The following is a 22,061-nucleotide window of genomic DNA, read 5'->3' as shown; positions in this document are numbered from 1 at the left end:
CTCAGACGACCTTTCCGGCCACCTGCGACAGCGGCTCGGCCAGTGCGTTGACCGCGTCGGCGAGCTGGCGCCGCTGGTCGGGCGGGACGGTGCTGTAGTCGACGTAGCCGTTGCCCTGCTGGTACTTCGCGAGACCCGACGTGACGTCGGTGAACCGCGCCTCGAGCTGTTGCGCGAGCTGGGGGTCCTTGGCCGCCAGCGCGGGCTGGAGCAGCTCGAACGCCTTGCGCGCGCCCGCGATGTTGGCTGCGAAGTCCCACAGGTCGGTGTGCGAGTAGCGGTCCTCCTCGCCGGTGACCTTCGACGTCGAGACCTCGTCGAGCAGGTCGCTGGCGCCGTTGGCCAGCTGCGCGGGCTGGTAGGTGGTGGTCGCGACGTTCTTCTGCAGCGTGGCGACGTCGGCGTCGAGCTTGTTCGCGATGGTCGTCATCCCGGACAGCGAGTTGTCGGCCCAGAGCGCCTTCTCGATCCGGTGGAACCCGGTCCACCGGGCCGGGTCGGCGACGTCGTTGATCCGGGCGTCGATGTCGGGGTCGAGGTCGCCGAAGCTCTCGGCGACCGGCTCGATGCTCTCGTAGTGCGTGCGGGCCGGCGCGAACAGCGACTTCGCCTTGGGGATGTCACCGGCCCGGACCGCGTCGTCGAACGCCTTCGTCGCCGGCACCAGCGCGGCGACCTCGGAGACGACGTAGTCGTGGTACTGCTGCGTCGCCTTCGTGAGCGACGTGTCGGCAGCGGCCGCCGGCGGCGCGGCCGCGCCCGTCACGGTGAACGTCCACGTGTCCTGGGCCGCGCCGGGGCAGTACACGGTGTACGTGCCGGCGTCGAGGCGCAGGGAGAAGTCGCCGTTCAGGCCCTCGGTGATGTTCTCCTTCTCCCCGAGGATCCGGCCGTTGCTCTGCAGTTCGGCCTCGGTCACCTTGGCCGTGCCGGAGTTGGTGACCGTGAAGGTCACCGGGCCCGCCGCCACCGTCTGCGGCGTCGGCTGGCAGCCGGCGTCGGACAGCGCGACCTGTACTCCCGCGTTCTGGCCGCCGGGTGCGGCGCCGCCGGCACCGCCGGACCCTCCGCAGGCCGCGGCCAGCAGGCCCACCGACAATGCTGCGACGACTGCTCCCGGTAGACGGGGACGAAACGGTGTCGAGGACATACCAGACCTTCGCTTGAACGTGTGGAACGAGTAGGGAGCCCTGGTCAGGGCTCAGCCGCGGCTGGGCTCGGGTGCGGGCTGCGACTCCGCAGCGGACCGGCGCGTGGGCCGGCGCTGCGGCCACAGCACGTAGCCGAGCAGCGGCACGGCGTAGAGCACCCAGACGAGCACCTCGACGACCGAGGGGAACGGCTGGATCCCGAGCACGCCGGTGACCAGCGAGGAGATGGGCGTACCGGGCTGGACGAGCACCGACAGGTCCGCCGCGCGCTGCTGCCCGACGTCGAGCCAGCCCGCCTCGTGGGCGGTGTGGGCGGCGGTCATGAGCAGGCCGGCGGCCACGATGACGAGCACCGCACCGGTGACCCGGAAGAACCGGGCGAGGTTGAGCCGGAGACCCCCGCGGTAGATGCCGTAGCCCAGCACGACGGCGACGAGTACGCCGATGAGGGCGCCGCCGCCGGCCTCCAGCGGGGAGGTGCTGGCCTGGAAGGCGGCCAGCAGGAAGACGACGGTCTCGAAGCCCTCCCGGAGCACGGCGAGGAACGCCATTCCGACCAGCGCGCCTGCCGAGCCCCTGGCCAGCGCCTCGGTGGCGGACGTCTCGAGCTCCAGGCGCATCGAGCGGGCGTGCCGCCGCATCCAGATGATCATGTACGTGACCATGGCGACGGCGAACAGGCCGATCAGCGTCTCGAGGCCCTCCTGCCCCGCCTGGGGCAGGTCGGCGGTGACGAGCTCGAGCACCACACCGACGGCCAGGCAGATGACGACGGCGGCGCCCACCCCCAGCCAGACCTGACGCAGCGCGTCGCGGCGTCCCTGGTTGGCCAGGAAACCCGCGATGATGCCGACGATGAGAGCGGCTTCGAGACCCTCTCGGAGACCGATCACAAAGGTCGCGAGCACAGCGTCGACCCACTTTCATAAAGGCGCGTGGAACGGAGATCAGGGTTACCTATCCCGAGCCCAAGTTAGGTTTCCCTGAGCTGAGTGTCAACGCCGGAACAATCCCGGGCTATTCTTCACAAATACCCAGGTGGCCACATGGATGGATCATTCGGGCGGTAGTTGCCGGGCTCCCCCGTCGCCCGCCGGCGCAGGTCGACCGCCATCGGCCCGGACCACCCCGCCAACCGGCCAGGCCGAGCCGACCAATTGATCTTCATCCAGCGGTAACGATCGCGCATCGGAGAGTGCTCCGAACCCACCCGAAACGTGCAACTCGGACAGGTCGGGCCGGTTGGCGCAGCTCACACCCGGCTGCCCCTTTCCTGCCCAGGTTCGCTGAGGCTACCCTCGGTCCGATTCTGGGGAGCCTGCCCTAATACGCCGTACGGAGAAGGGAATCCCATTGCTCGGAAACGCCCTGATCGGCCTCCGGGAAGGCCTCGAGGCCGCTCTGGTGGTGAGCATTCTCGTCGCTTTTCTGGTACGTACCGGACGGCGCTCCGAACTGCCGAAGGTGTGGCTCGGGGTCGCTGTCGCCGTCGTCGTCAGCGGCGGCGTCACGCTCGCATTGACCCTCACCCAGCAGGCACTCACGTTCGAAGCACAAGAAGCATTCGGGGGCGGGCTGTCGATCGTCGCCGTCGGGTTCGTCACCTGGATGATCTTCTGGATGCGCCGCGCGGCCCGCTCCATCTCGGCCGACCTGCGGGGACGCCTGGAGGACGCGATCCGGATGGGACCCGCCGCCGTGGTCGTCATGGCCGCGCTGGCCGTCGGCCGGGAAGGACTCGAGACGGCGGTGTTCTTCTTCGCCGCGGCCCAGGCCGCGGGCGAGACCACCGAACCTCTCATCGGGTTCCTGCTCGGGATCGCCGTGGCGATCGTGCTCGCGTACCTCATCTACCGCGGCGCCGTCACGTTGAACATGGCCAAGTTCTTCACCGTCACCGGCATCCTGCTGATCTTCGTGGCCGCCGGGATCCTGGCCTACGGCGTGCACGACCTGCAGGAGGCCGCGATCCTCCCAGGGCTCAACACCCTGGCCTTCGACGTCAGCGCCGCCGTTCCGCCGGACTCCTGGTACGGCACGCTCCTCAAGGGCGTCTTCAACTTCTCCCCGCAGACCACCGTGGTCGAGGCGATCGTGTGGGTCGCGTACGTGGCCGTCGTTCTCACCCTGTTCCTGCTGCCCCAGCGCAGCGCCCGGCCCGCCGTGCCGGCCACCACCCCGTCGTGACCGCTCTCCACCTCGATCGTCTAGGAGCATGATGTCCCGCAGAGTCCGCGCCGGGATCCCCACCGCCGCGCTGGCCGTGGCCGCACTCGCCGGCTGCACCAGCACGGCACCGGCCACGAACACCGGTGACGCGGGAGGCCCCATCGCCGTCCGGGCCGCCGACGACGCCTGCGAGGTCGGCGCCACCGAGGCGCCCGCGGGGAAGATCACCTTCACGGTGAACAACACCGGCAGCAAGGTCACCGAGTTCTACCTCCTCGGCACCGGCGACCGGATCATGGGCGAGGTCGAGAACGTCGGCCCCGGCCTCACGCGCCAGCTCATCGTCGAGGTGCCCGACGGCGGCACCTACACCACCGCGTGCAAGCCGGGCATGGTCGGCGACGGCATCCGAGGTCCCTTCACCGTCACCGGCACGGCCGCGCGCTCCGTCGACGAGAACACGAAGCTCGCCGAGGCCACCACCGGCTACCACCGCTACGTCACCTCGCAGATCGAGGCGCTGGTGCCGAAGACGCAGGAGTTCGTCGACGCCGTGAAGCGGCAGGATGTCGAGGGGGCCAAGGCCCTCTTCCCGGTGTCGCGCACCTACTGGGAGCGCATCGAGCCGGTGGCGGAGTCGTTCGGGGACATCGACCCCAAGATCGACGGGCGCGAGGACGACGAACGTGACCCCGGCGTCGCGTTCACCGGCTACCACCGGCTGGAGAAGGACCTCTGGGTCGACGGGCTGCAGGCCGACTCGCCGGCGATCGCCGACCAGTTGCTGGCGGACATCAAGGACCTGCAGAGCCGCGTGACCACCGTGGAGCTCACGCCCGTGCAGCTCGCCAACGGCGCGAAGGAACTGCTCGACGAGGTGGCCACCGGGAAGATCACCGGCGAGGAGGACCGCTACTCGCACACCGACCTGTGGGACTTCAAGGCCAACGTCGAGGGCTCGCAGGCCGCGGTCGCCGCGCTGCGTCCGGTGCTCGACGACAAGGACCCGACGCTCGGCCCGACGCTCGACGAGCGCTTCGCCGCGGTCGACACGCTGCTCGAGGGCTACCGCGCAGGTGACGGGTACGTGCTCTACACCCGGCTCACCCCGGACGACACGCGGAAGATGGCCGAGGCCGTCGACGCGCTCGGGGAGCCGGTGAGCCAGGTCGCCGGGGTCGTCACGTCGTGACACCGATATCTCGACGGCGGCTGCTGGGCTGGACGGGCGCGGGCGCCGCGCTGGCCGGTGTCGGCGCCGCCACCGGCTTCGCGGTCGGCTCGGCGGGGTCGGCCGGGGACGCCCCGCCCGGTCCGGGGGTGGTGCCCTTCCGGGGCGCGCACCAGGCCGGGATCGTCACGCCTGCGCAGGACCGGCTGCACTTCGTCGCCCTCGACGTCACCACCGGCGACCGCGAGCGGCTGCGGTCGCTGCTGCAGAAGTGGACCACCGCGGCGGAGCGGATGACGGCGGGCGCCGAGGCGGCGCCGGGCGGTGCGGTCAACCTGAACCCGCAGGCGCCCCCGGCCGACACCGGTGAGGCGCTCGGACTGCCCGCGTCGTCCCTGACCCTGACGTTCGGGGTGGGGGCGTCGCTGTTCGAGAAGGACGGCGTCGACCGCTTCGGGCTGGCGGGCAGGCGGCCGCCAGGGCTCGCGGAGCTGCCGGCCTTCACCCGTGACCAGATCGACCCTGCGCTGTCCGGCGGAGACCTCTGCATCCAGGCGTGTGCCGACGACCCGCAGGTGGCGGTGCACGCGGTGCGCAACCTCGTCCGGATGGGCTTCGGCACCACCACGGTGCGTTGGTCGCAGCTGGGGTTCGGGCGCACGTCGTCGACCTCCACGGAGCAGGCCACGGCCCGAAACCTGTTCGGTTTCAAGGACGGCACCAGGAACCTCAAGGCCGAGGATCCCGCCGACCTCGAACGGCAGCTGTGGGCGCAGCCGGGCGACGGCCCCGCGTGGCTCGACGGCGGCACCTACCTGGTGGCCCGCCGGATCCGCATGCACATCGAGATCTGGGACCGCACGTCGCTCGCCGAGCAGGAAGTGATCATCGGACGGACCAAGGGCGAGGGCGCTCCCCTCGGAGCGACCGCGGAGTTCGACCCCGTCGACTTCGCCGCGACCGGCACCGACGGCACCCCACGCATCCCGGTGGACGCGCACATCCGCCTCGCGTCGGCCGAGTCGCTGGGCGGGGTGAAGATCCTGCGCCGGGGCTACAACTTCGTCGACGGCAGCGACGGCCAGGGACACCTCAACGCCGGCCTGTTCTTCCTCGCCTTCATGCGCGACCCGCACACCCAGTTCGTGCCGATGCAGCGGGCGCTGGCCAAGTCCGACGTGCTGATGGAGTACATCGAACACACGAGCTCGGCGGTGTTCGCCTGCCCCGCGGGCCTCGCCGAGGGGGACTATTGGGGCCGGCACCTGCTGGAGGCCTGACCGGCGGATGCCGGGGGCGGCCCCGTCAGGGGGCGGCCGCTCCGGCGTAGCGGTCCGCCGCCGCCCACACCAGCCGCGCGTAGGCGACCGACCTGTTGTAGGTCAGCACGCCGTCCCACCAGCCCGCCCCGCTGGCCGTATCGCGCCCGTCGGCGCACAGGTAGGCCGCGGCGGCCGCGGCGGCGTCGTCGATCTGGAACGGGTCGCGCACGCCGTCGCCGTTGCCGTCGGCGCCGTACCGGGCCCAGGTGGTGGGTAGGAACTGCATCGGCCCCACGGCCCGGTCGTAGATCCGGTCACCGTCGAGGAGGCCGGCGTCGGTGTCGCGGATCTCCCGCGTGCCCCGCGAGCCGTCCAGCGGCACTCCGATGATCAACGGCCGGGGGACGCCGTCGGCGTCGAGGGTGGCGCGGCCCAGCTGTCCGTGGTCGGACTCGACGCGACCGATCGCGGCGAGGGTGGTCCAGGCGAGCCGGCAGCCCGGCGTGGCCGCCCGCTCCGACAGCTCGGCCGCCCCGTAGGCCCGCAGCGCCCGCGCGGGCACGTGGCTGCGCTCGGCGACTCCCACTGCCCATGTGGTGAGGTCGAGACCCGACTGGAGCGCGGCAGGCTGCGGGACGGGCGTGCCCCGGGCGACGTCGGCCGGTGTCAGTGAGTTGTCGGCACGCCGGGCACCGTCGTCCTCCCACCCGACGAGCACGACTCCGGCGACGAGCCCGACCACCGCGAGGACCAGCACCCCAACGGCGACACCGGAACGGCGACGCGGAGCTTTCGGAGCGTTCCGGACAGCCACCCGATCAGGTTATCGATCTCAGGCGGTGGTGGGGTCGCCGTCGGTTCCACGCGGCGACCCGCCAGGCCGGCGCGACCAGTGGCGTTCCCACGCGTCCGCGTCGAGTGCGTGCGGGTCGGCGCCGTCGGCAGCGGCTGACCGCTCGGCGGCCCGCACGTCGTCGGCGAACCGGCGGGCGACCGCGCGGAGCTCGGCCTCGGGATCGATGCCGGCGAGCTTGGCCGCCGCGGCCGCGGCGAACAGCTGCTCGCCGACACCCGACCCGGCAGGCAGCAGCTCGGCGGGCAGCCCGGCGCGTGCGGTGCGGCTGGTCAGCTTCGCCGCGAGTGCGACGGCCGGCTGGCCGAGCGGCACGCCGTCGACGCTGGACTCCCGGCGCTTCTCGGCACGCTTGAGCTCCTCCCAGCGGTGCTCCTGGCCCTGCGCGGTGTCGATCGTCTCGGTGCCGGCGAAGACGTGCGGATGCCGTCCGACGAGCTTCGCGACCAGGTCGGTCGCGACGTCGTCGATGTCGAAGGGCGCAGCCTCCCCGGCGGGGCCGGGCTCAGCCGCGATCCGGGCGTGGAACAGCACCTGCAGCAGGACGTCGCCGAGCTCCTCACGCATCGCGTCCCGGTCGCCGTCCTCGATGGCCTCGTAGAGCTCGTAGCACTCCTCGACCAGGTACTGCAGCAGCGACGCGTGGGTCTGCTCGGCGTCCCAGGGGCAGCCTCCGGGCGAGCGCAGCCGGTCCATCACGGCGACGGCGTCGAGCAGCGCCGCGCCCGGCACCTCGGGCGCCCGGATCACCGTGTCGGCCACCGCGAGCATCGGGTGGCCGTGGTGGGTGGTGAGCAGGACCCCACCGTCCGGGACGTCCTCGCCCCGGGACGCGCCTGCGGCGGCGGCCACCTCGTCCGCGACCGACGCGTCCGCCACCACGGTCTCGGCGGCCCGCAGCGCGGGGAGCGCGGCGGCCGGGACGGCGTGCGGCGTGCGGGCGGAGAGGACGACGACGGTGCGCGACACCACCGCTCAGCCCGAGGTGGCGGGAGCTGCGGCGGGCGCGGTGGTCCCCGGCTGCAGGACGATGCCCGCCTGCTGGTTCTCGGCGACCACGCGGAGCTGGATCGGGTCCCACACCCCGTAGCGCGGGTTGACCCGGACCCCCACCTGATCGGCGTCGGGCTGCAGCAGCCGCTCGCCGATGGCGGTGAGCTGCGACTGGCTCATGTTGCTGACGGTGGTCGGGTCGGACGGGGCGTCGGTGCGCCGGTCGGTCACCCGGAAGACGATCCAGGTGCTCTCCTGCGGGTTGGGCTGGAACGCGACCACAGAACCCTCGGGAACCCCGAACAGCACGCTGCTCGCCTCGTTCGGGTTCGACGCCGCCTGCACGCTGGTGCCCCGCTCGGACATGCGGGGATCGGAGAACAGGGCGTCGGCGGCCGGGCCGCCCGCCGCGAGGGTCTGGGCCTTCGCGGTGGCGTCGGCGCGGGAGGTGGCTCCCACGAGGTCGACGGTGACTGCCAGGCCGCCCACCGAGCGCTGGGCCAGCTGTGCCGCGGTGAGGTCGTCGCGCACCCGCTGGCGCAGCGTCGTGGCGTCGTAGAGCGACCCGTCGGCGACCGCGTCCGTGCCGCCGCTGCCGGCGAGCTCCGCGTCGATCTGGGCGTCGGTCACGACGATGCCTTCGGCGGCGGCCCGCCGCTGCAGCAGGTCGTGCAGCACCTCGCGGGTGACGATGCTGCGCGCGAGGTCGGCCGTCGTGCCGCCCTGTGCGGTGATCTGGGCGATCTGGTCGGTCTTGGCCAGCGCCGTGTCGAGCTGCGACTGCACCTGCCCGAGCGGCACGGCATCACTGCCGATGATCACCGCCGACCCGGCCTGACCCGGACCGCCGCACCCACTGACCACTGCGCCCACGACCGCTACGGCCACTGCGACGCGCCCCACCTGCCTGCGCACGACCGACACTCTTTCACGGCCTCGCCGCCCGGCCACCGGCGCCCGTACCGTCCGGACCTGTCGCCGACCTCACCACGCGGTGGAACCGGCTCAGAAGTCGGCCTGCACGACCAGGGTGGAGCACACCTTGTCGGCGAAGGTCTGCCGCTCCTCGTCCCAGAGCGGCCACAGGTAGCCGAGGCCGAGCGGCAGGCCGTCGAGCAGATGGGCGAACTGGCGCCCGACCGCCCGCCGGAACCCGACCGGCAGCCCGGTGTCCTGCGTGACGAGCTGCACGCCGAGCGCCATCTTGCCGATGCTCTGCCCCGACGTGCCCTGGCGGTACCCGCTGTTCCACAACAGGAAGACGATCGACACGAGCGCCGACAGGACGTAGACGACCGTGATCATCCGCAGGTCGCGGGTGAGCAGCGCGGCGATCAGGACGGTGATCAGCAGGCCGGTCGGGATGCCGACGTCGATGAGGAAGGCACCCACCCGCTGCCCGTAGGTGGCAAGGGCGGGGGACCCGGTCAGCACGGCGCGACGCGAGAGCATCGGGCCGGATGACGGCCGGGGCTCCGGGTGGGGAACGGACACGCGACGCTCCGGAGGTCATGCCCTGCCCCGGGCCGTTCCCGGGAGGGCTCCTGCCTGGAACCTCTCCCGGGAGACGGTCGGCGTTACGGCCCGTCCCCCGATCGGGAAAGGTCAGACGGCGGCCGGCACCTTCGCCGGGGACAAGAGGTCGCGCAGCAGCTTCGCGCACCACTCCAGCAGCTCGACGTCGCGCAGCGGCACTCCGCCGATCCGGCCGCTCTCCACTGGCTTCGGCACGACGACGGCCCGCGCGGCCGGCCGGTAGACGGCCTTCGGGTGCAACCGCTTGAGCCGCATCTGCGCCGAGTCGGGCAGGTCCATCGGACCGATGCGGATGCCGTTGCCCGCCACCGCCACCTCCGTGACGCCGAGGGACCGGCAGGTCTGGCGGAACGCCGCCACCGCGAGCAGGTTGCGCACCGCGGCGGGCGGCTCGCCGTAGCGGTCGGTGAGCTCCTCGACGATCGCGTCGAGCGCCTGGCCGTCGCCGGCCTCCGCGATCTTGCGGTAGACCTCCAGCCGCAGCCGCTCGCCCGTGACGTAGTCGTGCGGGACGTGCGCGTCGACCGGCAGGTCCACCCGCACGTCGGCAAGCTGTTCGACGTCCTCGCCGTCGCCGGCGCCCGCCTGCTGCCGGAACGCGGCGACGGCCTCGCCGACCAGCCGGATGTACAGGTCGAACCCGACACCCGCGATGTGGCCGCTCTGCTCGGCTCCCAGGATGTTGCCTGCGCCGCGGATCTCCAGGTCCTTCATCGCCACCGCCGTGCCCGCACCGAGCTCGCTGTGCTGGGCGATCGTCGCGAGGCGGTCGTGGGCGGTCTCGGTGAGCGGGTGCTCCGGCGGGAAGAGGAAGTACGCGTACCCGCGCTCCCGGCCGCGCCCCACGCGCCCGCGCAGCTGGTGGAGCTGTGAGAGCCCGAGGGTGTCGGACCGCTCGACGATGAGCGTGTTGGCGTTGGAGATGTCGAGGCCGTTCTCGACGATCGTCGTGCAGACGAGCACGTCGAACTCGTTGTGCCAGAACCCGGCGACGGTGCGCTCCAGCAGGTCCTCGTTCATCTGCCCGTGCGCCACGGCGATGCGCGCCTCCGGCACCAGCTCGCGGATCTTCCGCGCGGCGCGGTCGATCGTGGAGACCCGGTTGTGCACGTAGAACACCTGGCCGTCGCGCAGCAGCTCACGCCGGATCGCCGCGCCGACCTGCTTGTCGTCGTGCGCACCGACGTAGGTGAGCGTGGGGTGGCGGTCCTCGGGCGGCGTGGTGATCGTGGACATCTCGCGGATGCCGGCGAGGCTCATCTCCAGCGTGCGCGGGATGGGCGTGGCGCTGAGGGTGAGCACGTCGACGTACGTGCGCAGGGCTGTGATGTGTTCCTTGTGCTCCACGCCGAAGCGCTGCTCCTCGTCGACAATCACGAGGCCGAGGTCCTTCCACCGGACGCCGGTCTGCAGCAGGCGGTGGGTGCCGACCACGACGTCGACGGTGCCGTCGGCGAGGCCCTCGATCGTCTGCTTCCCCTCGCCGGCGTCGGTGAACCGCGAGAGGCCCCGCACGGTGACCGGGAATGCGCGCATCCGGTCGGAGAAGGTCTGCAGGTGCTGGGTGGCGAGCAGCGTGGTGGGCACGAGCACCGCCACCTGCTTGCCGTCCTGAACGGCCTTGAACGCCGCCCGGACCGCGATCTCCGTCTTGCCGAAGCCCACGTCGCCCGAGATCACCCGGTCCATCGGGACCGGGCGCTCCATGTCCTGCTTGACCTCCTCGATCGCCGCGAGCTGGTCGGGGGTCTCGGTGAACGGGAAGGCGTCCTCGAGCTCGCGCTGCCACGGGGTGTCACCGGCGAACGCGTGGCCGGGCGAGGACTGCCGCGCGGCGTAGAGCTGCACCAGCTGCGCCGCGATCTGGCGCACGGCCTTGCGGGCGCGTCCCTTCGTCTTGGCCCAGTCGCCACCGCCGAGCTTGTTGAGCGTGGGCACCTCGCCACCGACGTAGCGGCTGATCTCGTCGAGGGAGTCGGTGGGGACGAAGAGGCGGTCGGCAGGCTGGCCCCGCTTGGACGACGCGTACTCGAGCACGAGGTACTCGCGGGTGGCGCCACTGACGGTGCGTTCGCGCATCTCGACGAACTTGCCGATGCCGTGCTGGGAGTGCACGACGTGGTCACCGGGCTTGAGCGTCACGAGGTCGACGGTGACCCGCCGCCTGCTCGGCAGCTTCCGGGTCTCGGCCTGGCCGGCGCGGTTGCCGGTGAGGTCGGCCTCGCTGAGCACGGCGAGCGCGCTCGCGGAGGCCGTGAAGCCCTCCGTCAGACGACCGCAGGTGACCGTGACCAGGCCGGCCGCGGGTGCCTCTTCCAGCCGGTCGACGAGCGTGGCCGGGACGTCGGCCTCGCGCAGCTGCTCCAGTGAGCGCTGCGCGGTGCCCTGGCCGCCGACCACGAGGACGGCGGCGCCACCCGCGGACACGTGGGCCTGCAGGTCGACCAGCGCACGGTCGGTGTCGCCCCGGTAGGACTCCACCTCGTGGACGGCGGGCGCGAGCGCGTCGTCCCGGCCGCTCAGCAGCGGGCTGAGGGTGAGCACCGGGCGCCCGGTGGCCGTGGCGTGGTCGAGGACGTCGCCGAGGTCGCGGTAGGCCGACGCACCGACGTCGATCGGGGCCGTGCCACCCGTACCGGCGGCGAACCAGCTCGCTTCCAGGAACTCCTGCCCCGTGCGGACCAGGTCGGCGCTGCGGGTGCGGATCCGCTCCGGGTCGGCGAGCAGCACGACCGCGTCCGCCGGCAGCAGGTCGGTGAGCAGCTCCAGCTCGCCCCCGACCAGCGCCGGGACGAGCGACTCCATGCCCTCCGACGGGATGCCCTCCGCCAGGTGCTCCAGCAGCTCGCGCAGCTGCGGGTTGTTCTCGTGGGCACGGGCCAGCGCGGCGGCGCGCTCCCGTACCGGCTCGGTGAGCAGCAGCTCACGGCAGCCCGGCGCGAGCAGCTCCTCGACGGGCGCGACGGAGCGCTGGTCGGCCACGGAGAAGTAGCGCAGCTCGGTCACCTCGTCGCCCCAGAACTCGACGCGGACCGGATGCTCCGCCGTGGGCGGGAAGATGTCGATGATGCCGCCGCGCACCGCGAACTCGCCGCGGGTGGTGACCATCTCGACGCGGGCGTAGGCCAGCTCGACGAGCCGGACGAGCAGCGCCTCGAAGTCGGCGGTGTCGCCCACCCGCAGCTGGACGGGGTCGAGCCGGCCGAGGCCCGGCGCGATGGGCTGGATGAGGCTGCGGGCCGCGGTCACCACCACGCGGGGTGCCGTCTCGGGCCGGGCCAGCCTGCGGAAGATCGACAGCCGCCTGCCGACCGTGTCCGGGCGGGGTGAGAGCCGCTCGTGCGGCAGCGTCTCCCACGACGGGAGTACGGCCACGGAACCGGCGTCGAGCAGGTCGGCCGCGGCGGCGCCGAGGTCCTCGGCCTCCCGGTCGGTGGCGGTGACGGCGAGGACGGTGCGGCCGGCGCCGCCCCCGTGCACCGCGGTGCCGAAGGCGGCGGCGAGGACGGGCCGCAACGCGGCGGGGCCCTCGATCCGCAGGGCGGGCACGTCGCCGGTGGTGGTACGGGCGTCGCGCGCAGCGTCCACCACGGCGCGCAGATCGGGGTCGGACAGGGCGGAGCGGAGCAGACCGGAGAGCTTGGCCACGGTTCGGGATACCCCTCGCGCAGGTGGAGGTGGGCAGCGCAGACAGACCCCTGCCCGGGACGATCGCCCCCGGCGGGGTCTTCGCCCTCAGCCTACGCCCGCCCCCACGAGCCCCGGTCGGAGATCTGACGGGGCGCTGCCCGAGGAGAGCCGATCCGCCCCGTCAGGGACGGGGCGGGAGCTCCGGGCGGCGACGGCTCGGCCGGGTGGCGACGTCCGGCGGCCGCACAGCGGGCCGCTCGGCCAGCGCCTCGAGCGCCATGTCGACGGCCCGCTCCAGCTGGGGGTCGCGCCCCGCCACCCAGTCCTGGGGCGCGATCACCACCTCGACGTCGGGGTCGACCCCGTAGTTCTCGACTCCCCACTGCGTGTCGTCGAACCAGAACGCGTAGCGCGGCTGGGTCACGCGGGTGCCGTCGACGAGGCCGTAGCGGCTGTCGATGCCGATCACCCCGCCCCAGGTGCGCACCCCGACCACCGGGCCGATGCCGAGACGCTTGATCGCCGCGGTGACGATGTCACCGTCGGAGCCGGAGAACTCGTCGGCCAGGGCCACGACGGGCCCGCGGGGGGCGTCCTCGGGGTAGGTCGTGGGCTGGCGGTGCCGCGGCATGTCCCACGCGATCACCTTGCGCGCCAGCTTCTCCACCACCAGCTGGGACGTGTGGCCGCCGCTGTTGCCGCGGACGTCGAGGATCAGCCCCTCCCGGCTGGTCTCCCGGCTCAGGTCCCGGTGCAGCTGCGCCCAGCCCGGCGCCATCATGTCGGGCACGTGCAGGTAGCCGAGCCTGCCGTCGGACCGGTCGGCCACGAACGCCCGCCTGCCTGCCACCCAGTCCTGGTAGCGCAGCGAGGCCTCCGACCGCAGCGGACGCACCACGATCCGGCGCACCTCGCCCGCGTCCTCGCGATCGGGCCCGGAGCGCACGGTGAGCTCCACGAGCTCGTCGGCCCGGGAGACGAGCAGCGGAGCAGGCCCGTACTCGGGGTCGACCGGCTTGCCACCGACCTCCAGGATCACGTCGCCTGCCCGCACGTCCACCCCCGGGCCCGACAGCGGGCTCCGCGCCGCGGGCGCCGACGTCTCCGGGGGCAGCACGCGCACCACCCGCCACCCGTCGTCGGCCGGCTCGAGATCGGCACCGAGCAGCCCCGGCTGGCCGGTGTGGTCGCCGCCGCCGCGACCCATCACGTACGCGTGCGACGTGCCGAGCTCCCCCTGCAGCTCCCACAGCAGGTCGACGAGGTCGTCGTGGCTCCCGACGGCGTCCACGAGCGGCCGGTACCGGGCGATCTCCGCGTCCCAGTCGACGCCCGCCATGTCGGGGCTCCAGAAGTGGTCGCGCATCAGCCGGCCGGCCTCGTCGAACATCTGGCGCCACTCGGCGGTGGGGTCGACCGTGACGACGATGCGCCGGGTGTCGATCTCGAACTCGTCGCCGTCACCCTCACCGGGCGCCGCGGAGCCGGGCCGGTCGGTGCGCAGCACCCGCAGCGACGCACCGTCACGCACGACGAGCCGCGAGCCGTCGCCGCTCACGGCGGCCCAGGTGACGGGATCGGCGATCACGTCGAGTTTGCGGCGCACCAGGTCGTAGCGCTCCAGCACCGGCCGCTCCGCCTTCTCGGCGGTGCCGGCGCGGGTGTCGCCCAGCACTCCGGAGACCGGGCTGCGGTACCAGAGCAGGCAGTCCTTCCCGGCCTGCATCCCGCTGTAGCGGGCCGCGACGACCGGCACCGGCACCACGCGGGCGGCGAGGCCGTCGACGTCGACCACCACCTCCGGCGGCGCGTCGTCCTTCTTCTTCTCCGGCTTCGCCGTGACGCCATCGGCGGCGGCGGGCTCGGCGGACGGGTCCGTCTCGGCAGGGGCGGGCGGATCCTCCGGGCCCTCCTCCTTCGCCGAGACCGGACGCCCGTCCGGGCTCGCCCCGAACGGCGAGGGCGTGCGCGCGGCCAAGGGCACCAGGAACGGTCGCCACGACGCCGCGAAGGTGAGGTCGAAGGAGTGCTCGTCGTAGATCGGGTCGAACGTGCGGCGGGACAGGAACGCCAGGTACTTGCCGTCCGAGGTGAACGTGGGGTCGGTGTCGGCGAAGCGCGGCTCGGTGACGGCCACCAGCGTGTCGTCCGCGAGCCGGGCCATCATGATCCGCGTGAGACCGGACTCCACGGGGTCGCAGTAGGCCAGCCACGCGCTGTCGGGTGACCAGCAGAGGTTGCTGATCTCACCGTCGGCGCCCCGCGCCAGCTCGCGGAGCTCGCCGTCGCGGTCGCCCGCGAGCTCGAGCACCAGCAGCCGGCCGTCGTGCGCGGACACGGCCACCTTCGACCCGTCGGGGGCGGCGGCCAGTTCGAGCACGCGGCCCACCTCCCCCACCCCGTGGCGGCGCAGCGGCTGCGCACCGTCGGCCCGCTCGTCCAGCGGGGCCACGCAGACCGCGTCCTCCCCCTCGACGTCGTCCACCCACACCACCCGGTCGTCGCCCAGCGGGCGGGCCAGCCGGGCCCGGGCGCCCGGCTGGGCGAGCAGGGTGCGCGCCGGCCCGTCGCGGTGGGTGAGCCGGTGGACGGTGCCGCGCACCAGCGCGATGCTCGTGCGCCCGGTGCGGTCGGGCGCGGCCCAGGCCAGCTCGTCGGCCGTGCGCACGCGGAACGGGTCGCGGGCCGTGCGCGGACCGCCGAGCCGCACGTCGAGCCGCCGCGGGCCGGCGGAACCGTCGAGCGAGTCGAGGATCCACAGCTCGCCCGCCGACTCGTACACCACCCGCTCACCGTCGGTGCTCGCGTGCCGGACGTAGAAGGCCGGCGCGTCGGGACCGCCGTGGTCGGTGTGGCGCCGCAGCCCGGTGCCGTCGGCCCCGAGCGAGTAGATGTTGCCCCAGCCCTCGTGGTCGGAGATGAAGCCGATGCGCAGCCCGTCGCCGGTGCCGACCAGCATCGGCGACGCCAGCTGCCCGTCGAGGTCACCGGCGAGCCGCTCGAACTCCCCGGACCCCGTCGGGTCCCACCAGAGCTTGCCCGCCGTGCCACCCCGGTACCGCTTCCACCAGGCCGCCTCCCGCGACATGACGCTGGTGACGACCACCGCCGGGCTGTCGTCCGCGGCCAGCGCGACATCGGAGACCGGCCCGAGGTCCAGCCTGCGCGGGGTGCCGCCCGTCGCCGGGATCGCGTAGGCCCACCCCCGGCGCGCCGACGGCTGCCCCGCCGCGCTCACCGCGAGCACCTCGCCGGCCGGCGTCCACCCGACCGTCTGGGCCCGCGGGTCGGCCCAGTAGGTCAGCCGGCGCGCGCCCCCACCGTCGACGTCGCTGACGAACACCTCGGGAGCGCCGTCCCGCCACGACGTCCACGCGACCCGCGTGCCGTCCGGGGAGAGACGGGGCGTGGCGACGGGTACGTCGTCGGCCGTGAGTCGGTAGGCCCTCCCGCCGGACACCGGCGCGGTCCAGACGTCGTTCTCGGCCACGAACACGAGAGTGTCGGCATGCAGGTGCGGAAAGCGGAGGTAACTGCGGGGCATGGTCAAGACCGTAGCGATCACGACGGCCGCGGGGACCTGTAGATCGTCCTGATCGTGGCGGTTCCTGCACGTTCGGGCGTTGCACACGCCACTCTCACCCGGACGGCGGCAGGATGCGGCTCATGCTGGGGCGCGCGGCACGACCGACCGGACGGACCACGACCATCCGATACGCCGTTGCCGCCACCGCGGCCGCGGTGTTCGGGCTGGCCGGATGCACGGCACCGGAGCCCGGCTCCGGGGACGGAGGCGCCCCGAGCTCCCCACCGGCGGCCGCCCCGGTCGGCCCCGCCCGCGCCGGCACCCCGCAGCTACAGTTGAGCGTGGTGGCCGAAGGGCTGTCGCACGTGTGGGACGTCGGGGTCCTCCCCGACGGCCGCGTGTTGGTCACCCAGCGCGACGGCCGGCTAGTGCTGCTGTCGAGCACCCAGCCCGGAGCCACGGTCACGCGGGTCACCGCCGACCTCTCCGACGTGTTCGTCCGCGGCGAGGGCGGCCTGATGGGCATGGTCGTGCACCCGGACTTCGCAAAGACCCGCCGGTTCACCACGTGCCAGACCCACATGCAGGGCAGCACGCCGACCGACGTGCGGCTGGTCACCTGGCAGCTCTCCGCCGACGGCACCTCGGCGTCGCGGGTGGCGGACCCGCTGGTCGGCGGCATGCCGATCAACCCGTCCGGCCGCCACTCGGGCTGCCGCCCGACGATCAGCTCGGACGGCGCGCTGCTCGTGGGCACCGGCGACACCGCACGCGGCACCATTCCCCAGGACCTCACGTCGCTGGGCGGCAAGGTGCTCCGCATCGACCTCGCCACCGGCGGCCCCGCGCCGGGCAACCCGTTCGCCGACGCCGGCAACCCGTCGCAGCGGCTCGTCTGGAACTACGGGCACCGCAACGTCCAGGGCGTCGCCGTCTCGCCGAGCACCGGCTGGGTGTACTCCGCAGAGCACGGCCCCACCACCGACGACGAGGTCAACCTCCTGCGACCGGGGGCCAACTACGGCTGGGACCCCTCCCAGGGCGGCACCGTCGGCGGGTACGACGAGTCGGTACCGATGACCGATCTCAAGCGCTTCCCCGACGCGGTGCCCGCCGCCTGGAGCTCCGGCAACCCGGTGGAAGCCGTGTCCGGCGCGGCGTTCCTGTCCGGGCCCCAGTGGGGCGATCTCGACGGCGTGCTCGCGGTGGGCGCCCTGCGCGGGGAGAAGCTCCTGCTCATGCGGGTGGCGTCGGACGGCTCGGTGGCCGAGGTGACGATCCCGCCCCCGCTCGACGGCGCGTACGGGCGGCTCCGCGCCGTGCGCCTCGCCCCGGACGGCGCGCTGCTGGTGTCCACGTCCAACGGCTCGGACGACCGCGTGCTCCGGATTGATCCCGTCTGACCGTTTTCGGTGGGCGACTACTACCATTGTTAGTGCTGTGACCTACTATGTTCCTTCGTAGGATCGGTCGTCCGGCTGGTGCGGTAACCTCCATACGCGAAGTTACAGGGCAATCGACCGGAGAAGTGAGGAATTGCGTGATCACGCTCTACCTGAACCGACAGATCGCCGACGACCGCCGACGTGAATCGCTGTTCTCCGGCGATTTCTACCTCTACACCGGCCTGCCCGGCGCAGCCGGATTGGTGAAGCACGCGGAGAACCTCATCGCCGAGACCTTCGGCGACCTCGACCCCGAGCGTGCCCAGTTCGAGATGGGTGTCGACGAGTTCATCACCCGGGTCGGCCCGCTCAAGTCCGAGTTCACCAACGGACAGCGCACCAAAGAACTGTGCCAGCAGTTCGCCGTCGACTTCGGGGTCGACCCCGACCGCACCTATTTCGACATTCCCCGGCTGCGCGTGATCCCCGCCGAGAACTACCTGACCGCCGGCGTCAGCTACAACTACAAGGCGCACCGCGACATGTGGTACGGCCACCCACAGCAACTGGTCAACTACTGGGTGCCAGTTTTTCCGGTCGTCGGTGACAACGTCATGAGCATGTACACCGACTTCTTCGAGAAGCCCGTCAAGAACGGGTCCAACCAGTACGACTACGACGAGTGGGTGGCCAAGCACCGCCACTCCGCCGCCGAGAAGACCACCACCGACGACCGCCCCCACCCGCTCCCGCTCGAGGAGATCGACTCCCGCGGCGAGATCCGCATCGCCGGTGGCTCCGGGGACGTGATGATGTTCTCCTCGAACCACCTCCACGCCTCCGCCCCCAACCTCTCGGGCGTCACCCGCTTCTCCTACGACCTGCGCACCATCAACATCGACGACGTGCGCGCCGGCCGCGGCCCCCGCAACGTCGACAGCGGTGCCACCGGCACCACCCTCGGCGACTTCCTCCGCGTCTCCGACCTCGCCCCCCTCAAGGCCGACGAGTTCGCCGACGCCCTGGCGGCCGCGCAGTAGCAACCCCCGCCGCCGCGCGCTGCCGCCCTGTCGGCGAGCGCGCGGTGGCGCGGCCGCGGACCCGCTCGCGGAGCGCTGGCCGGGTGCGGCGACGTCAGCCGGTGCCGTAGCGCACGGCCGCCCGCTCGCGGGCCTTCGCCGCCTCCACCTCACGGTTCTTCGGCGGCGCCGCGGTGACCAGTTCGTCGAGCAGGCGATGCGTGGCGGCGGTGACCGCCTCGACAGCCCGCGCGAACGCCTCCGAGTTGGCCTGGGAGGGCGTGGCGGTGCCACTGATCTTGCGCACGTACTGCAGGGCAGCCCCGTGAACCTCGTCCCGGGTGGCAGGCGGCTCGAAGTTGTGCAGAGTCCGAATATTCCGGCACATACCCCAATAGTGCCCCAGACTCCCGCATTTGGGAGCCAGAGTGCTGGTGCGGAGGGGTCTCCAGCAGCACCACGGCTCCGAAGTGCTCAGGCGGGGATTGCTTCCCGCACTGTTCTCAGCAGCCGTCTTCTGTCTCTTAGGAGCGGCGCTGTCACGAAGACCACGTCCCAGCCCACCGCGTGCACGCGATTGAGGCGGTCGCGGTCACGGTTCAGCGCCCAGATCTCGCCGTCCCGCCAGTCGCCGTCGTACTCGATAGCGATCTTGTACTCCGGGAGCGCGAGATCCACCCGCGCGATGCGGCCGCCGGCGTCCTGGATCCAGTACTGCGGCACGGGCGCGAGGCCGTCGAGCACGAGGTGGACGCGGAGCTTCGACTCCGGCAGCGATTCCGCGCGCGGATCGGCCAGCTCGACGGCACGGCGCGCCGTCACGATGCCGTTGTCCGATCGCTGCGCCACCAGCGCGGCGACGGCCGAACGCTCGACGAGGCCGGCCCGCAGCACGGCGTCCAGGTCGGCGACGGCGTCGGGCAGGTCCCGGCCGAGAAGCAGGTCGAGCGCCAGCCGCATCGGGTGGCGAGCCGACCGCCTGCCCATGGCTCCCAGCCGACGGGCTCGATCGCGGTGCGCCGCACGTCGAACCCACCGCGATGGCCGAGCCGCATCTCCGGTGGCGCGAGAACCTGCACGTCGTCATCGGGCCAGCAGAGCGGCACGCCCCTGACCGTGGCGGCCGAACGACCGGTGATCACCGCCCCGGCCGGCAGAGCGAGCGCGCTCGCCCGGCACCGCAGCTCGTGCGTGATCTGCCGGGACGAGGCCGTGTAGACGTCGCGGCAGAGCCGCCGCACCGACGGCCCGCGCAGCTGACCCCGGGTGAGGGCGCCACACGCGACGGCCTCGGACCCGCGGAAAACAGAAGGAAGCACCATGAGCGCACGCTGACGCAAAAGCCGCGGGCTAGCGAACGCCCATCCACAGCCTGTGCAGAAAGGAGCCGTAGTGCTGTCTGGGGCAGGCCCTCACAGCACTACGGCTCCGAACTGCCGTCCGTCAGATCACGCGCATTGACTCGTCCAGTTCGCCTGCACTCTGGCGGCGGTTCAGGACCGCCAGGCGGGTGAACTTGTTGTCGAACGCGTCCTGTGTGAGGCCGCGGGCGCGGTACTCCGTCGCGAGCTGCTCCGCGCCGTCCGGGATGCTCCACTGCGCCTCGAACTCGAGTTCCTTGCGCGCCCGGGAGAAGTCCACGCGGTAGGAGCGCGGGTCGTTGCCTGCCTCGCCGGTGATCTCCAGCTCGGCGCCGGGTACGGCCTCCACCACGGCCTGGGCGATCTCCGCGACGGTGCGGTTGTTCTTCTCGGTGCCCACGTTGAACGCCCGCGCCCGGACGACGTCGGCGGGCGCCGAGAGCCCTGCCACGACGGCGCCTGCGATGTCCTCGGCGTGTGCCAGCGGACGCCACGGCGTGCCGTCGGAGAGCACGGTGACCTTGCCGGTGAGGATGGCGCGCCCGACGAGGTTGTTGAGCACGATGTCGGCGCGCAGCCGCGGCGAGAACCCGAACGCCGTGGCGTTGCGCAGCGAGAAGGGCACGAAGTCGCTGTCGGCGAGCTCGGCCAGGTCGTCCTCGACACGCACCTTGGAGATCGCGTACGGGGTGACGGGCTTGAGCGGCGCGTCCTCGTCGACGAGGTCGTCGCCGGACTGCGCGCCGTACACGGAGCAGGTGGAGGCGTAGGCGAAGCGGGCGACACCCGCCTCCTTCGCCAGCCGCGCGAGGCGCGTGGACGCGTGGTGGTTGATGTCGTAGGTGATCTCGGGGGCGAGCGAACCCAGCGGGTCGTTGGAGAGGGCCGCCATGTGGACGACGGCGTCGAAGCCTTGCAGCTGGTCGACGGTGACGTCCCGCAGGTCGGTGCTGAGGCCCGGCACGTCCGGGGTGTCCAGCGAGCCGAGCACGCAGTCGGCGAACAGGCCGCTGTCGAGCCCGGTCACCTCGTGGCCTGCCGCGGTGAGGATCGGGGCCATCACGGTGCCCAGGTAGCCCTGGTGACCGGTCAGCAGAACTCGCACGGGGATCCCTTCGAGTGGTTCGTCTGGCGGGGGGGAGGCCTGGGTCTAGTCCACCGGGTCGAGCCCGGTGAGGGGAGCGACTCCGAGGACGAGCTTCGACGTGTGGAACGCCTCGGCGTACCGCGCATGGCACTGCACACCGCGGATGCGGGCCAGCCCGCCGAACGTCTCGGCGTCGAACCAGCTGCGGTCGCGCTGCGATCCGTAGTGCTCGTGCAGCTTGGCGACCTTCTCCCGCAGCACCGGCTCGGCCAGGGGCAGGTACACGGTGGGCTGCGCGAGGTCGCTCTCCCACTTGAGGATCTCGTAGCCCAGCGTCAGGTTGTCGCGGAAGACCGTGGGCACGAGTTTCGCGAGCGTCCGGTGGTCCTGGTGGGCGTCGTGCGGCGACGGCGCGAAGATGATGTCCGGCTCGCCGAGGGTGCGCAGCTCCTCGACGGCGAGCTTGGCGCGCTCCCACCGTGTGGGGACGCGTCCGTCGGGCAGGTCGAGGACGGCGACCTCCAGCTGGGCACCCGGGCAGAACGCGGCGAGAGCGGCGCGTTCCTCCTCCTCCCGCAGCGAGCCACCGCCGGTGAGCACCAGGGCGGACACGCTCACGCCAGGGTGGGCGCGACACAGCTCGATGAGGGACCCGCCTGCGCCGATCGCGATGTCGTCGCAGTGGGCGCCGAGCAGCAGGATCCGGTCGATGCGTTCCGGCAGGAGGCTCAGCACGATCTCATCGCTCGATGTTGGCGTCGTTCATCGCCGCGATGGCTGCCTGCAGGGGGTCGCGGTCAGCGGCCGGGCCCTCCCAGAGCATCCAGGGGCGAGTACCGCTCTGGTAGGCGGCCTCCAGTGCGGTGCGCTCCTTGACCGTGTCGGCAGGCTGCCAGAACCCCCGATGCCGGAAGGCCA

Annotated in this window: 17 protein-coding genes; 5 read left to right on the top strand and 12 right to left on the bottom strand. The window is 72.5% G+C overall.

Annotation, left to right across the window (positions count from 1 at the left end; genetic code table 11):
* Position 1 precedes the first annotated feature (1 nt).
* Positions 2-1,093, bottom strand: a complete 1,092-nt coding sequence (efeO, locus tag AC5L35_RS36535; protein ID WP_495064338.1) for an iron uptake system protein EfeO — start codon at positions 1,091-1,093, stop codon at positions 2-4.
* Positions 1,094-1,201: 108 nt separating this feature from the next.
* Complete coding sequence (gene efeU / locus AC5L35_RS36530) at positions 1,202-2,059, bottom strand: iron uptake transporter permease EfeU (RefSeq protein WP_495064337.1); 858 nt, start codon at positions 2,057-2,059, stop codon at positions 1,202-1,204.
* Positions 2,060-2,504: 445 nt separating this feature from the next.
* Here efeU (AC5L35_RS36530) and efeU (AC5L35_RS36525) point away from each other — a divergent pair, with 445 nt between their 5' ends.
* From efeU (AC5L35_RS36525) to efeB, 3 genes are read left to right on the top strand one after another with little or no spacing between them, the layout of a single operon-like run.
* Entirely contained in the window at positions 2,505-3,338 is an 834-nt protein-coding gene (efeU, locus tag AC5L35_RS36525; protein WP_495064336.1) for an iron uptake transporter permease EfeU, read from the top strand.
* Positions 3,339-3,369: 31 nt separating this feature from the next.
* On the top strand, positions 3,370-4,512 hold the full coding sequence (gene efeO, locus AC5L35_RS36520) for an iron uptake system protein EfeO (protein WP_495064350.1): 1,143 nt from the start codon (positions 3,370-3,372) through the stop codon (positions 4,510-4,512).
* The gene (gene efeB, locus AC5L35_RS36515; protein WP_495064335.1) at positions 4,509-5,771 is read left to right on the top strand and encodes an iron uptake transporter deferrochelatase/peroxidase subunit; all 1,263 of its coding nucleotides are present in this window, start codon (positions 4,509-4,511) and stop codon (positions 5,769-5,771) included. Before efeO (AC5L35_RS36520) ends, efeB begins: the two co-directional genes overlap by 4 nt.
* Positions 5,772-5,796: 25 nt before the next feature.
* Here the strand turns inward: efeB and AC5L35_RS36510 are convergent, their stop codons facing one another.
* The 6 genes from AC5L35_RS36510 to AC5L35_RS36485 all read right to left on the bottom strand — a co-directional run bounded on the left by AC5L35_RS36510 (position 5,797) and on the right by AC5L35_RS36485 (position 16,309).
* Entirely contained in the window at positions 5,797-6,567 is a 771-nt protein-coding gene (locus tag AC5L35_RS36510; RefSeq protein WP_495064334.1) for a lytic transglycosylase domain-containing protein, read from the bottom strand.
* Positions 6,568-6,585: 18 nt separating this feature from the next.
* Positions 6,586-7,578 carry a nucleoside triphosphate pyrophosphohydrolase gene (locus tag AC5L35_RS36505; RefSeq protein ID WP_495064333.1) on the bottom strand — a complete coding sequence of 331 codons (993 nt, stop codon included), beginning with the start codon at positions 7,576-7,578 and terminating at the stop codon, positions 6,586-6,588.
* 3 nt (positions 7,579-7,581) lie between these two features.
* Entirely contained in the window at positions 7,582-8,514 is a 933-nt protein-coding gene (locus AC5L35_RS36500; protein WP_495064332.1) for a SurA N-terminal domain-containing protein, read from the bottom strand.
* 90 nt (positions 8,515-8,604) lie between these two features.
* Entirely contained in the window at positions 8,605-9,093 is a 489-nt protein-coding gene (locus AC5L35_RS36495) for an RDD family protein (protein WP_495064331.1), read from the bottom strand.
* A gap of 111 nt (positions 9,094-9,204) precedes the next feature.
* Complete coding sequence (mfd, locus tag AC5L35_RS36490) at positions 9,205-12,783, bottom strand: transcription-repair coupling factor (RefSeq protein WP_495064330.1); 3,579 nt, start codon at positions 12,781-12,783, stop codon at positions 9,205-9,207.
* Between the two features lie 163 nt (positions 12,784-12,946).
* Positions 12,947-16,309, bottom strand: a complete 3,363-nt coding sequence (locus AC5L35_RS36485; protein ID WP_495064329.1) for a S41 family peptidase — start codon at positions 16,307-16,309, stop codon at positions 12,947-12,949.
* A 122-nt stretch (positions 16,310-16,431) separates the two neighbouring features.
* On the opposite strand from AC5L35_RS36485, the gene AC5L35_RS36480 reads away from it, so the two are divergent.
* Together AC5L35_RS36480 and AC5L35_RS36475 are read left to right on the top strand one after the other, a co-directional pair.
* Complete coding sequence (locus AC5L35_RS36480) at positions 16,432-17,694, top strand: PQQ-dependent sugar dehydrogenase (protein ID WP_495064328.1); 1,263 nt, start codon at positions 16,432-16,434, stop codon at positions 17,692-17,694.
* Positions 17,695-17,831: 137 nt separating this feature from the next.
* Positions 17,832-18,716: a phytanoyl-CoA dioxygenase family protein gene (locus tag AC5L35_RS36475; protein WP_495064327.1), complete on the top strand. Its 885-nt coding sequence runs from the start codon at positions 17,832-17,834 to the stop codon at positions 18,714-18,716.
* A 94-nt stretch (positions 18,717-18,810) separates the two neighbouring features.
* On the opposite strand, the gene AC5L35_RS36470 is transcribed toward AC5L35_RS36475, so the two are convergent.
* From AC5L35_RS36470 to AC5L35_RS36455, 4 genes are all read right to left on the bottom strand, one after another.
* A complete protein-coding gene (locus AC5L35_RS36470) occupies positions 18,811-19,083 on the bottom strand; it encodes a DUF2277 domain-containing protein (RefSeq protein WP_495064326.1) in 273 nt (90 codons plus the stop codon).
* An 86-nt stretch (positions 19,084-19,169) separates the two neighbouring features.
* The gene (locus AC5L35_RS36465; protein WP_495064325.1) at positions 19,170-19,655 is read right to left on the bottom strand and encodes a putative endonuclease domain-containing protein; all 486 of its coding nucleotides are present in this window, start codon (positions 19,653-19,655) and stop codon (positions 19,170-19,172) included.
* A 483-nt stretch (positions 19,656-20,138) separates the two neighbouring features.
* A complete protein-coding gene (locus tag AC5L35_RS36460; protein ID WP_495064324.1) occupies positions 20,139-21,161 on the bottom strand; it encodes an NAD-dependent epimerase/dehydratase family protein in 1,023 nt (340 codons plus the stop codon).
* A 45-nt stretch (positions 21,162-21,206) separates the two neighbouring features.
* Positions 21,207-21,878 (bottom strand): PIG-L deacetylase family protein, encoded by a 672-nt coding sequence (locus tag AC5L35_RS36455; RefSeq protein WP_169400468.1) that lies wholly within the window; start codon positions 21,876-21,878, stop codon positions 21,207-21,209.
* Positions 21,879-22,061 lie beyond the last annotated feature (183 nt).

The organism is Pseudonocardia sp. OZ21, assembly GCF_059359135.1.
This window is presented reverse-complemented; position numbering and strand designations above follow the sequence as displayed.

Bases quoted from the DNA above. Each gene is read 5' to 3' on its own strand.
- AC5L35_RS36480 (WP_495064328.1), top strand. From the start codon at position 16,432: ATGCTGGGGCGCGCGGCACGACCGACCGGACGGACCACGACCATCCGA.
- AC5L35_RS36470 (WP_495064326.1), bottom strand. From the start codon at position 19,083: ATGTGCCGGAATATTCGGACTCTGCACAACTTCGAGCCGCCTGCCACC.
- AC5L35_RS36485 (WP_495064329.1), bottom strand. From the start codon at position 16,309: ATGCCCCGCAGTTACCTCCGCTTTCCGCACCTGCATGCCGACACTCTC.
- efeO (WP_495064350.1), top strand. From the start codon at position 3,370: ATGTCCCGCAGAGTCCGCGCCGGGATCCCCACCGCCGCGCTGGCCGTG.
- AC5L35_RS36465 (WP_495064325.1), bottom strand. From the start codon at position 19,655: ATGCGGCTGGCGCTCGACCTGCTTCTCGGCCGGGACCTGCCCGACGCC.